This window comes from Kribbella antibiotica, assembly GCF_004349055.1.
Taxonomy (GTDB): Bacteria; Actinomycetota; Actinomycetes; order Propionibacteriales; family Kribbellaceae; genus Kribbella; species Kribbella antibiotica.
In genome coordinates, this window is record NZ_SMKX01000222.1 from 1 (window position 1) to 11,583 (window position 11,583).

Annotated in this window: 12 protein-coding genes; 7 read left to right on the plus strand and 5 right to left on the minus strand. The window is 67.9% G+C overall.

Translation table 11 applies throughout. The features are described from left to right. Positions 1-121: 121 nt before the first annotated feature. Entirely contained in the window at positions 122-1,111 is a 990-nt protein-coding gene (locus tag E1263_RS39795) for an ArsR/SmtB family transcription factor (RefSeq protein WP_132177205.1), read from the minus strand. Positions 1,112-1,204: 93 nt separating this feature from the next. Between E1263_RS39795 and E1263_RS39800 the strand changes: the two genes are divergently transcribed. Beyond that, a complete protein-coding gene (locus tag E1263_RS39800; RefSeq protein WP_132177207.1) occupies positions 1,205-2,422 on the plus strand; it encodes an MDR family MFS transporter in 1,218 nt (405 codons plus the stop codon). Here E1263_RS39800 and E1263_RS39805 read toward each other — a convergent pair. After that, positions 2,411-3,106, minus strand: coding sequence for a suppressor of fused domain protein (locus E1263_RS39805; protein WP_132177209.1), 696 nt, complete (start codon positions 3,104-3,106; stop codon positions 2,411-2,413). The two genes, E1263_RS39800 and E1263_RS39805, sit on opposite strands and share 12 nt — an antisense overlap. Before the next feature lie 33 nt (positions 3,107-3,139). On the opposite strand from E1263_RS39805, the gene E1263_RS39810 reads away from it, so the two are divergent. Next, a complete protein-coding gene (locus E1263_RS39810; RefSeq protein WP_132177211.1) occupies positions 3,140-3,760 on the plus strand; it encodes an HAD family hydrolase in 621 nt (206 codons plus the stop codon). Here the strand turns inward: E1263_RS39810 and E1263_RS39815 are convergent. Further along, positions 3,753-4,883, minus strand: a complete 1,131-nt coding sequence (locus tag E1263_RS39815; protein WP_165956918.1) for a hypothetical protein — start codon at positions 4,881-4,883, stop codon at positions 3,753-3,755. The two genes, E1263_RS39810 and E1263_RS39815, sit on opposite strands and share 8 nt — an antisense overlap. A gap of 7 nt (positions 4,884-4,890) precedes the next feature. Then, positions 4,891-6,195, minus strand: coding sequence for a C39 family peptidase (locus E1263_RS39825; protein WP_132177213.1), 1,305 nt, complete (start codon positions 6,193-6,195; stop codon positions 4,891-4,893). 159 nt (positions 6,196-6,354) lie between these two features. Here E1263_RS39825 and def point away from each other — a divergent pair, with 159 nt between their 5' ends. The 5 genes from def to E1263_RS39850 all read left to right on the plus strand — a co-directional run bounded on the left by def (position 6,355) and on the right by E1263_RS39850 (position 11,297). After that, positions 6,355-6,903 carry a peptide deformylase gene (gene def, locus E1263_RS39830; protein WP_132177215.1) on the plus strand — a complete coding sequence of 183 codons (549 nt, stop codon included), beginning with the start codon at positions 6,355-6,357 and terminating at the stop codon, positions 6,901-6,903. Between the two features lie 16 nt (positions 6,904-6,919). Next, positions 6,920-7,846 carry a methionyl-tRNA formyltransferase gene (gene fmt, locus E1263_RS39835; RefSeq protein WP_132177217.1) on the plus strand — a complete coding sequence of 309 codons (927 nt, stop codon included), beginning with the start codon at positions 6,920-6,922 and terminating at the stop codon, positions 7,844-7,846. Further along, positions 7,839-9,221, plus strand: a complete 1,383-nt coding sequence (locus tag E1263_RS39840; protein WP_202869284.1) for an RsmB/NOP family class I SAM-dependent RNA methyltransferase — start codon at positions 7,839-7,841, stop codon at positions 9,219-9,221. Before fmt ends, E1263_RS39840 begins: the two co-directional genes overlap by 8 nt. 57 nt (positions 9,222-9,278) lie before the next feature. After that, positions 9,279-10,307: a DMT family transporter gene (locus tag E1263_RS39845; RefSeq protein WP_132177221.1), complete on the plus strand. Its 1,029-nt coding sequence runs from the start codon at positions 9,279-9,281 to the stop codon at positions 10,305-10,307. A gap of 114 nt (positions 10,308-10,421) precedes the next feature. Further along, positions 10,422-11,297: a DUF559 domain-containing protein gene (locus tag E1263_RS39850; RefSeq protein WP_132177223.1), complete on the plus strand. Its 876-nt coding sequence runs from the start codon at positions 10,422-10,424 to the stop codon at positions 11,295-11,297. 51 nt (positions 11,298-11,348) lie between these two features. On the opposite strand, the gene E1263_RS39855 is transcribed toward E1263_RS39850, so the two are convergent. Next, positions 11,349-11,583: transposase (locus tag E1263_RS39855; RefSeq protein WP_165956610.1), on the minus strand; the 235-nt coding region annotated here is incomplete at its 5' end.

Sequence of the window (11,583 nt, forward strand, 5' to 3'; positions counted from 1 at the left end):
GCCCCGCCCCATTTGGTGGGCTGACCCACCGCGTTGTGGGTGGGCCAGCTGCATGCGGTTAGCTGACCCACAATTTGCCTGGCTGACCCATCAAATGGGCTCGTCTGCCTGGCGGTCCGGGTCAGGCGGATTGGGCCAGGGGAGTGGAGGCGGCTAGGAGTTGGGTGCCTAGGCGCGTGCGGTGGTAGAGGACGGCTCGGCCGTCCCGGCGGGAGTCGACCAGGCCGGCGTTGCGGAGGATGCTCAGGTGGACGCTGAGGGTAGGTGCGGAGACGCCTAGCTGGTGGGCCAGGTGGGTGGTCGACATCGGGAGGTCCAGGTGGCTGACGATGGCGGCGCGGGTGCGGCCGACCAGGTCGGCGAGCGGGGAATCCGTCGTGTCCTGGCGGTCCTCCCACAGGCGGCCGAGGCCGCGCGGCGGGTAGGTGATGGTCGGGACGTGCGGGGCGCCGGTGACCGGCAACGCGGCCGGCCAGGTGAAGACGCACGGCACCAGCAGAACGCCTTGCCCAGTGAGAGGTTCGCCGTGGCAACAGTACGGCCGGTCGATCTCGATCGCGTCCCCGTGGAATCGCACCGACGGATGCAGCGTGCGGAACAGCCGCTCGATCCCACCGCCGGCCAGTTCGTCCAGCCGGAACGCCAGATCCTCCTGCAGCAGCGCGCGCATCCGTCGCCAGTCCGGCTCGATCGCCCGCCGGAAGTACGACGAGATCGCGGCCGTGATCTCAGAAAGCGCTCTCGCCGGATCTCTGATCAGCCCCGGCAACACGGGATCGGGATGCTCGACGTACAGAGTGTGGAGCTCGCGCGCGACCAGGTGATGAGGTGTCGCAGCGATCGCGGCCAGGCCGGACTCGAGGCTGGTGGAGCGCCGCGGGGGAGCGGGTGTCATGAAGTCCGGGATGTAGCCGACCGGCGGAATGAGGGCCCTGAGCAACGTCAGGTCCGGTCCTTCGATGATCGGCCGGACCTTCTGCAGCCATGGTCCGTGCACGCTGCGTGCCGTGTTGTTGCTCAGCGCCCGCACGCTGGTGACCGCTTCCCAGATCGGAGAGAGCGCGAACCGGATCCGGCCCACGTCGCCCGCATTCAGCCTGAGTGTGATCACCCAAGCATCGTAGAACGCGATCGGCCGAGCACAGAGGATTAGTTCTGAACCTAATCGTCGACGATGACCCCCAGGGTCTCGGACAGTAGTCCCATGAGCTCAGCTGCGACGACAGTTCCCGGCACGCCCCGCGCCCTTCCCCGGGCGTTCTGGGCCCTGTGGGTCTGCCAGCTGATCAACCGGCTCGGCAGCTTCGTCCAACCGTTCCTAGTCCTCTACCTCACCCAGGACCGCCACCTCACAGCCAGTACGGCGGGAGCCGTGGCCGCCGCGGTCGGCGGCGGAAGTGTGGTCTCGCAGCTCGTCGGCGGCTGGCTGTCCGACCGCTTCGGTCGGCGCGTCACGATGCTGATGTGCTTCTTCGGTACGGCGGCCGCTCTCATCCTGCTCGGATCGGCCCGTTCGATGCCGATGATCTGGGCAACCGCCTTCGCAGTCGGTCTGCTCGGAGACCTGTTCCGCCCGGCGGTCTCCGCGACCGTGGCCGACCTCCTGCAACCGGGAGAGCGCGTTCGCGCGTACGGGCTGCTGTTCTGGGCGATCAACCTCGGCTTCTCGATCTCGACCGTGAGCGCAGGCGTGCTGGCCTCACTCGGCTACGGCCTGCTGTTCTGGCTGAACGCTGCGAGCTCGGTCGTCGCCGGCATCGTGATCTGGACGATGGTGCCGGAGACCCGGCCAACTCTCGAAGAGGGAACCAGCCGACGCCCGCTCCTGCCCGTCGTCCTCCGCGACCGCATGTTCCTCACCGGCGTCCTGATCCAGGTCGGCTACGCAACCATCTACTTCCAGGGCTACTCGACGCTGCCGCTCGCGATGGCCGGCGATGGTCTGTCCACCTCCGTCTACGGCACCGTCATGGCGCTCAACGGCGTCGTGATCGTGGTCCTGCAACCACTCGTCGTGAAGCGGCTGGCGACGTACGACCGCCCGAAGCTGGTGGCGGTCTCGATGCTGATCGTCGGCCTTGGCTTCGGTATCGGCGCAGTCGTCCACAACTGGTGGGGGTACGCGCTCTCCGTCGTGGTCTGGACCATCGGCGAGATCGGTTTCGCCGCCGTGATCGGCGCAGTCCTCGCCGACATCGCCCCGAGCGACCTTCGTGGTGGCTACATGGGCGTCGCCGGCATGGCCTTCGGCCTCGGCGCGGTCATCGGCCCGCTAGCCGGCACCAACGCCCTCCAGAACCTCGGCGCGACCACAACCTGGATCGGAGTCGCTGTCCTCGGCGTCATCATCTTCATCGCCCAGTACGCGCTCTCGCCCGCAATCCACCGCCGTACCGCCGAGAATGCGCTCTCAGGCGAATGACGGCCGGTCCGGGTCGAGTAACTCGGAGACTTTGCCGCGGTCGAGACCGGCGATGAGCGCGTCGGTGCCGCGAGACAGCTTCAGCTTCATCTCGTCGGCATGCAGCGGGATCAGTGCGAGGAGATCGATCGTCGTACCATCGCCAACCTCGATCACGCGCGCCTCGGGCGGCACGTTGAGCATCGGCGTCACGACGACCCCCGCAAAGGACGTCCCGGGCGCGTAGGGCTCAGCGGGATCCCCGTTGGGAACCGAATGCCATATCCCAAGCCAGGTCGCATACTCATGCGGCATTCGGGCGGTCTGCTTCAGCAGCCTGATCGGCCAGGCGCCTGGCGCATCAGGGTCCGCCGTGCCCGGCAATGGCCAGTTAGCCGGCAGGGCCAGCATCAGCTCGGTGTACGGGGTGATCCCGAGCTCCTCGGGCACCGCCATCGGCAGCTCGCTCATACCGGAGGTGACCAGCGTCAGGTACGGCCGCTCAGTCGTCGGCGCGACCACGTAGACGTGCACCGTCGCGTGATGCCCGATGATTTCGTGCACCACGTAGTCGACCGGACCGAAGTGCTCCTGGATGTGCCGATCGATGGCCTCGTCCACTCCCGGACGCTGCCCGGGCGCTGCGACCCAGCCACTGTCCGCTGCCTTGTGCCGCAGGATCTCGGTCCCCCTCAGCTCATCCATGGTCAGGATCCTAGAGGCACGTAGGGTTGCGTCATGACTGAGCGGACGATCGACGTGGTGGTTTTCGACATCGGTGGGGTGTTGCTGGACTGGAGTCCTGACTACCTGTACGCCGACCTGATCCCGGATGCGGAGCAGCGGACGCGGTTCCTGACCGAGGTGGCGACCCCGGCGTGGAACGCGGAGCAGGATGCCGGGCGGCCGTGGGCCGAGGCGGTTGCCGAGCTGGCTGGTCAGCACCCGGAGCACCGGGAGTGGATCGAGGCCTACGACACCGGCTGGCTCACGATGGCGAAGGGGATCATCGAGGACACCGCCGACCTGCTCAACGAGATCCGCGCGCTCGGACTGCCGACGTACGCGTTGACGAACTTCTCCCACGAGAAGTGGGCGGTCGCGCAGGAGGCGTTCCCGACCCTGACGGTGTTCGACGGTGAGGTGGTGTCGGGGACAGAGCAGACGGTGAAGCCCGGCGAGAAGATCTACCGGATCCTGCTCGAGCGCTACGACCTCGATCCGGCGCGCACGTTCTACACCGACGACATGCAGTACAACGTCGACGGTGCGCGCGCGGTCGGGATCGATGCCGAGCTGTTCACCGGTGCGGCCGATCTCCGCAACCACCTGCGCGACCGCGGGCTCGAGCTCAGCTAGCAGGAGCAGAGATAGCTTCGGTGTACGTCGGACTTGCCGTCAGATCGGCCGCTTCGACGTACACCGTGTTGTCCTGGCATGTCATCGGAGTGAGCGCGATCCCGGGCTTCCCGCTGTAGATCCGCTGCGGTTTGGCCAGCCCGGTGGTCCAGCGATTGATCTGGAACGACTCCTCGCCGTTGCCGACCGCCCGGGTCTCCCAGAAGATCCAGTTGCCACAGGCAAGGATCGTGTCGGTGGCGACGGTGCCGAGTGCGCGGCTCGGCCGGTTCGCCGACTCTCGCAGATAGGCCTTGCTCTGGTACTGATCCGGATCCGAGGCGGCGACCTCCGACCAGATCGTCGCACCCTGCACCGAAGCGCCGCTCCACTGAATGCACTTGGTTGCCGCAGGCACCGGCTTGGCGGCCCCGCCCGACAGCGGTGCGGTCAGGAGCCGCTTGCACCGGCCCGCGGTCTCCGGTTTGGTGATCTCGCTGAAGGTCACCGCGTCCGCCGACACCACCGGGTCAGCGAGGTAGCCGGGGGCGGCGACGCAGCCCACCTCCCGCGATGACAACTCGGCGAGGGAGGCGACGATCAGGCACGACCGGTTCTTCGCATCGGTCGAGCTGTAGGCGAACGTTCCGTCGTACGCGCCGATCTCTGGTTCCGAAACGCGCGGCAGCTTGCCGATTCCCGCCGCCCGGCCAGTGCTGAGGTCGTACCGAACAACCCTGATCTCCGGGTTGGAACCTTCCGACCGGATGTCCTCGATCAGCGCCCAGTGATCGTCGATCACGACCGGCGACTGCGCCACGAAACCCTTCGCCGGGACGTGCCGTACGACGACCTTCTTCGAGGTCTTGTCGGCAATCGTCGTCGTCCCGGCATCGTCACTGGCCCGCGTGACGACGTACTTGCGTTGCTGGGTGACGAGGTGTTGCCCGTCGACCGGTTGCCGTAACACCTTCGCCCACACCGGTACGGCGGTGTTCGTCTGCGCCGGCGGCGTGCTCGGCGGCGCAGTACTGGCCGGGGGAGTGCTGGTGGACGGCTGCGGTTCCGACTTGTTGTCGGAAGACGAGCAGCCGGCCACCCCGAGCACGATCAAGATGCCGACGGCAACGGTGGTACGACGCATTCTCAGATCACAGTCCGATGTTCTGGAAGGAGTTGGCCAGCGTCGCGTTGAACATCGCCGAGGCCGGGATGTTCTTCGGTCCGTCGGTGACGTTGCCCCGGCTGTTGAACCGGCGCTCGTTGAACACCTCGAAGATCGCGATGGTGCCCTTGGCCCGGTCGTACCCGCGGCCTACCTGGTAGTGCCCGCTGTGGTTGAAGGCCAGGTACGGGAAGTACCGCTTCAGCAGCTGCACGTGCTCGATGATCGGCGCCGGCTGGCCGTCACCGAGGTGGTTCTGGTGCGCGGTGAAGAACTTCTTCGTGTTCCAGTGCGAGACGTTCTGCACGACATAGGTGCCCGCGGCAAGGTCCCAGTCGGTCTTCAGGTTGGTCTGCTTGACCATCGCGGAGATCCCGGTGCCCGAGCTGGTCGAGCCGAGGTCCTTGGCCCACGACCCCTGGGTGTCCTTCTGGTTGTCGTCGGCCCAGTCGATCGACTGGAACGTCGCCGGACCGCACCAGTAGCCCTTGTCCTGCGAGGTCTGGAAGCCCTTCATGATGTACGACGACTTGGGCGTCTTCACGACCTTGATCGGCGGCTTCGGCGCACTCGGCGGACCGGTCGGCGCCGTCGTCGGGGGTGTCCGGGTCGGCGTCGCGGTAGGCGTCGCGGTCGGTGTGGGCGTCGGCGTCGTGGTCGCCTCGGCAGACGACCGCTCAGCCTCGTCGGCATCCATCAGCCGGAGCGTGCGGGCCTTCTCCCGGCCCTCCCATGCCATCTGCATCTCGTCGAGCTCGGCGTCGACCCGCTCGCTCTTCGGCAGCGAGGCGCGCTCGGCCACGAAGGACTGCGGTGTCTGGTCGCCGGTGTCGATGTCTTGCTCGACACCCTCCGCCTCGTCCGCCGTCACGTCAGGCTGGTTGACCGTGTCCTGGAGCTGGGCGCCCGTGGGCACCTCGTCCACGAACCCGAGTCCGAGACAGTAGTTCTCTTCCTGGAGCTTGAAACACCGCAGCATCGACGCGGCCTGGGTGGTGGTGTCCGATGCCTGCAGCTCATCCGGCGAGGTCTCGACGACCTGCTGGCTCAGCTCGCTCCACGACTCCGCGGCCGGCATCGGCGCAGGCGTCGTACTGGCAACTGTTGGCTGCGGCGTCGAAGGCTCGACGGTCGGCAGGGTGGTCGGCGTGGCCGACGGGGTCGGGGCGACCGGCATGACCGGCCGGATCAGCTCCGGATCCCGGGGCTGGTACGCGAAGGCGGTGAGGGGCGCCTGGGCAAGAAGTGCTCCCAGGACGATCAGTGTGGCCCCCCGTGCTGCTGTGGGCATTGTGGCTCCCGTTAGGCGTGGGACGACAGTGACTGTAGGTACGCCTGGGAACACAGTACGTGTCTGAGGCAACAATTGGCAGCCCCCTCCCTGCCCAGACCCGCTCACCAGGCGCACTAGACTTGCTCAGTCCTGGTCAGTGAACGTTGTGGAGAGTCTGTGTCGGTCCAACCCATCCGCCTGTTCGGCGATCCCGTCCTGACCACGAAGGCGGTGCCGGTCGTCGACTTCGATGCCGAGCTGCGCCGCCTGGTCGCGGACCTCGCGGACACCATGCAGGCAGCGCCCGGCTCCGGCCTGGCTGCGCCGCAGATCGGCGTCGGGCTGCGCGTCTTCACCTGGAACGTCGACGGCGAGCTGGGTCACCTGGTGAACCCCAAGCTCACCCTGTCCACCGACGAACAACTCGGCCCTGAGGGCTGCTTGTCCATCCCCGGCCTCTACTTCGACTGCCGCCGCGCGCAGTCGGTGGTCGCCCGCGGCTTCAACATGTACGGCGATCCCGTCGTCATCGAAGGCTCGGAGTACCTGGCCCGCGCGATCCAGCACGAGACCGACCACCTGGACGGCATCCTGTTCGTCGACCGCCTCGACACCGCAACCCGCAAGCAGGCGATGAAAGCGATCCGCGAAGCCGAATGGTCCGGCCTGTCCGGCCCGCCACAGATCAAGGTCTCGCCCCACCCCACGAACGGCTTCGGCCTGTGATGAATGGATTTTGGCTGTGAGAGTCGTCTTTGCCGGTACGCCGGAGCCCGCGCTCGCCGCATTGCGCGCGATCGTTGCCAGCCGCCACGAACTCGTTGCCGTGGTCACCCGTCCGGACGCACCGGCCGGCCGTGGCCGCAAGCTCGTTGCTTCGCCGGTGGCGCAGTACGCGGAGGAGCTCGGCGGCATCGAGATCCTGAAGCCGGTCAAGCCAAACGACCCCGACTTCCTGGCCCGGCTGACCGAGATCGCGCCGGACTGTTGCCCCGTCGTCGCGTACGGCGGATTGTTGCCGCAGGCAGCGTTGGACATCCCCGTGCACGGCTGGGTGAACCTGCACTTCTCGGTGCTCCCGGCCTGGCGTGGTGCCGCGCCGGTGCAGCACTCGATCATCGCCGGGGACGACGTGACCGGTGCCAGCACGTTCCGGATCGTGAAGGCGCTCGACGCCGGCCCGGTGTTCGGCGTACTGACTGAGCCGATCGGTGCAACCGATACGTCGGGTGACCTGCTGGGCCGGTTGGCCGAGTCCGGGTCGAAGCTGCTGGTCGACACCCTGGACGGCATCGAGGACGGGATCCTGCAGCCGCAGGAGCAGCCGGCCGACGGTGTCTCGCTGGCGCCGAAGATCAATGTCGAGGACGCCGAGCTCGACCTGACGGCGCCCGCATTGCGCGTGGACCGGCTGGTCCGCGGCTGCAACCCGGCGCCGGGGGCGTGGACGACGTTCCGCGGCGAGCGGCTGAAGGTGCTCGCGGTTCGCCTCACGGAGGACGAGCTGAAGCCCGGGGAGATCAGCGCGACGAAGTCGAGCGTCAGCATCGGCACTGGCAGCAAGGCGGTTGAGCTCCTGACCGTTCAGCCGCAAGGCAAGAAGCCCATGGCCGCCGCCGATTGGGCCCGCGGAATCCGTCTGACAGATGAGGACCGCGTCGGTGAGTGACCGTACCCCCAGAAATCCTGATCCGCAGAAGAAGCCGGACAAGGTCCGCCAGGTTGCCTACAAGGTGATCCGTCAGGTCACCTCCGAGAGCGGCTACGCGAACCTCGTGCTGAACAAGGCACTTCGTGACGCCCGCCTGGCCGGCCGCGACGCAGCGTTCTGCACCGAGCTCGTGCACGGCACGCTCCGCTGGCAAGGCACGTACGACGCCTTCCTCGCACGCTGCGTGGACAGGCCGCTGAACGAGATCGACCCCGAGCTGCTCGACGTCCTCACCCTCGGCACTCACCAGCTGCTGCGGATGCGCGTCGACTCGTACGCCGCCGTCGATGAGATGGTCACCCTGACGCGGGTCATGCTCGGCCACAAACGCAGCGGCCTGGTGAACGCCGTACTGCGGAAGGTCAGCCAGCGCACGTTCGACCAGTGGATCGAGACCGTCGCGCCGCCGATCGAGGAGAACCGGCTGCTGCACCTCGCGGTCGCGAAGGCACACCCGACCTGGGTGATCGATGCGTTCGCCGACTTGCTGGGTGACGGTGACGAACTGGAAGACCTGCTCGACGCCAACAACGAACCGGCGCGCGTGACCCTGGTCGCCCGCCCCGGGCTGGCCACGATCGACGAGCTGATCGAGGCCGGCGCCAGTCGCGCCAAGTACTCGCCGTACGCCGCCATCCTGGAGAGCGGCGGTGATCCCGGCCGGATCGCAGCCGTGGCAACCGGTCGGGCCGGCGTCCAGGACGAGGGCTCGCAACTGGTCGCGCTCGCGCTGGCGAATGCGCCGATCGAGGGCTCGGACACCGCGTGGCTCGACCTGTGCGCGGGCCCCGGCGGGAAGTCGGCGCTGCTTGCAGCGCTGGTGGAGGAGCGCGACGGTGCGCTGACCGCGGTCGAGCCGCTCGAGCACCGCGCTGAGCTGGTTCGGGCCAACCTCCGGGCGATTCCGGGCGACCACCAGGTCATCGTCGGCGATGGCACGAAGCCGACGTGGGAGGAAGGTTCGTTCGACCGGGTTCTCGCCGATGTTCCGTGCAGCGGGCTTGGTGCGTTGCGACGTCGGCCGGAAGCGCGCTGGCGCCGTACGCCGGAGGACATCGAGGAGCTGCGCCCGCTGCAGGAGGACCTGCTCGACGCGGCGATCAACTCGGTTCGGCCCGGTGGCGTCGTCGGCTACGTGACGTGCTCGCCGCATCACGACGAGACGCGTGCTGTGGTGGACACCGTCCTGGGTCGGCGGGACGACGCGACGCTCGAGGACGCCCGGGAGCTGTTCCCGGATGTACCCGAGCTCGGCGCTGGTCCGGACGTTCAGTTGTGGCCGCATCGGCAGGGCACGGACGCGATGTACCTGGCGCTGATCAGGCGCAGCTGAGGTTCACCAGCTGGACCTGATGTCAGGTGCATCAGTGGGAACGGTCATGATGGTCGAGTGACTGTTACCGCTAACCGCCCCGAGGTCTCGGTCCACCGGCAGCAGGCCGCTGGACTGGCCGCCGCCTTCGGGATCGGGGCATTGTTCGCGATCCAGTCCCGGCTGAACGGCGGCTTGGGTGAGCTGCTCGGCGACGGAATCCCCGCCGCGCTGATCTCCTTCGGCACGGGCTTGGTGATCCTGGCGATCGTGGCAGCACTCGTTCCGGGGATCCGCCGTGCGCTCGGCAACGTCTGGCGCGCCATCCGTGACCCGCTGAACGCCGGCGGCCTGCGCTGGTGGCAGTGCATCGGCGGTCTGTGCGGCGCCTGGACGGTCGCGGTTCAGTCCGTCACCGTGCACGTGCTCGGTGTCGCGGTCTTCATCGTCGCGGGGGTCGCCGGGCAGGCGGGTAGCAGCCTGATCGTCGACCGGCTCGGTCTCGGTCCGGCCGGCCGGCAGGGGTTCAGCACCCTGCGGATCGTCGGCGCGGTGATCGCGGTCGTGGCCGTCGTCCTCGCAGTCTCCGACCAGTTCGGGCATCCGGGCAGGCTGCTGCTCGCGATCCTCCCAGCTCTCGGTGGTGTCGCCTCAGCGTTCCAGCAGGCAATCAACGGCCGGGTCGCACAGACCGCAGCAGGCGGCCGGCACGGCGCGGTCGCGGCCGGTGCGATCAACTTCGCCGTCGGCTTCGCTGCGCTGCTGGTGGTGTTCGGCATCGACCTCGCCCTGCGGGGCGCACCGAACGCCCTGCCGGGCAACCCGTGGCTGTACCTCGGCGGCGCGTGCGGCGTGATCTTCATGAGCGTGGCCGCAGCCGTGGTCCGGGTGGTCGGCGTCTTCGTCCTCGGCCTCGGCACGATCGCCGGCCAACTGATCGGCAGCCTGCTCATCGACCTCTTCGCTCCCGCCGCCGACAAGCCGGTCACCTTCCCGGTCGTCGCCGGTGCGGCCCTGGCCCTGGTCGCCGTGGTCGTCGCCTCACTGCCGAAGCTGCGAAGGGATGAGCCGGACCGCCCCCACTCACCAACCTCCCCTGCCCGGTAGCCCGCACGCTCAACCGAGCCGCTTTCGCCGCCCATTTCGGGAGTTGGTGAGTGGCACAGGTCCGCCTGTGGATAACTCCCGCGGTGAAACGGCGCGAACGTTCACCATGAAGTCATGAGTGAAGTCGCCGAAATGCTGAACAGACGGGGCGGTGTCGCGACCTTCGGCGACCTGCGCACAGTGATGTCCGGACGAGCCGTCCGCACGGCGCTGGCCGGTGGTGACATCCGCCGGGTCGCCAGAGGCGTCTATGCCTTACCGACCTCCCCAGTTGCGTTGACTGCGGCCCGGAGTCACGGTGGCGTCGTTTCCCACGTCAGTGCGGCGCAGCACTGGGGTTTCGGTGTGATCGACCGACCCGCACTGCCTCACGTCACCCTGCGGCCGGGCCGTGTCCGGCGGCTGACCGGGCTTCCGTGCACACTGCATTGGGCCGAAGTGCCTGCGATCGATGACGTCACCACTCCGCTCCGGACGGTGCTCGACTGCATTCGCACGCTGCCCCTCGCGGAGGCGCTGGCTGTCGCGGACTCGGCGTTACGTGCCGGCGCCATCGATCACGACGAACTACTGCAGGCCGCCGCCCGCATCCGCGGTCCCCATCGCCGGCGGATCCTCCACGTGGCGGGGCTCGCTGACCTGCGCGCCGAGTCGGTGCTCGAGTCAGCGCTGCGCGCGCTGGTGATCGAGGCGTGCCTGGAAGGCTTTGTGCCGCAGGTGAGGGTGCAGGACGCAGAGTTCTCGGCCCGGATCGATCTTGCGCATCCCGGTCTCCGGCTCGGCCTTGAAGCCGATGGATTCGAGCACCACGGCAGTCGGCAGGCGCTCATCCGGGACTGCCGTCGGCAGGTCGGTCTGACGGTTCGCGGCTGGCGCATCCTCCGCTTCAGCTGGGAGGACATCAGGTACGACGGTCAGTGGGTGGTCACGTCGATCGAGCGGGCGAGCGGACTCGCCCCACTCACCAACTCGATCCTGCGCGCTGCCTGACGACCGCGCTGAGGCTGCTGCTGGATCCGAGGTTGGATGCTCCTATGGATGTCAAGCAGCGGTTGGCTTGGGGTTTGGTTGGCGTAGGACGTAGTAGATCTCGCGGGCGATGAGGCGTTTGAGGCAGCGGATGATGTCTTTCTTTGACAGGCCTTCGGTGGTGCGTTTCGCTGCGTAGGCCTGGGTGCGTGGATCGTGGCGGAGTCGGCTGATGACGATCACGTAGAGCGCTTTGTTGGCTTGCCGGTCGCCGCCTCGGTTGAGGCGGTGGCGGTGGGTCTGGCCA

Excerpts from the sequence above, each read along its gene's own strand:
- E1263_RS39800 (WP_132177207.1), top strand. The coding sequence starts at position 1,205 with ATGAGCTCAGCTGCGACGACAGTTCCCGGCACGCCCCGCGCCCTTCCC.
- E1263_RS39805 (WP_132177209.1), bottom strand. The coding sequence starts at position 3,106 with ATGGATGAGCTGAGGGGGACCGAGATCCTGCGGCACAAGGCAGCGGAC.
- E1263_RS39810 (WP_132177211.1), top strand. The coding sequence starts at position 3,140 with ATGACTGAGCGGACGATCGACGTGGTGGTTTTCGACATCGGTGGGGTG.
- E1263_RS39815 (WP_165956918.1), bottom strand. The coding sequence starts at position 4,883 with ATGCGTCGTACCACCGTTGCCGTCGGCATCTTGATCGTGCTCGGGGTG.
- E1263_RS39825 (WP_132177213.1), bottom strand. The coding sequence starts at position 6,195 with ATGCCCACAGCAGCACGGGGGGCCACACTGATCGTCCTGGGAGCACTT.
- E1263_RS39850 (WP_132177223.1), top strand. The coding sequence starts at position 10,422 with ATGAGTGAAGTCGCCGAAATGCTGAACAGACGGGGCGGTGTCGCGACC.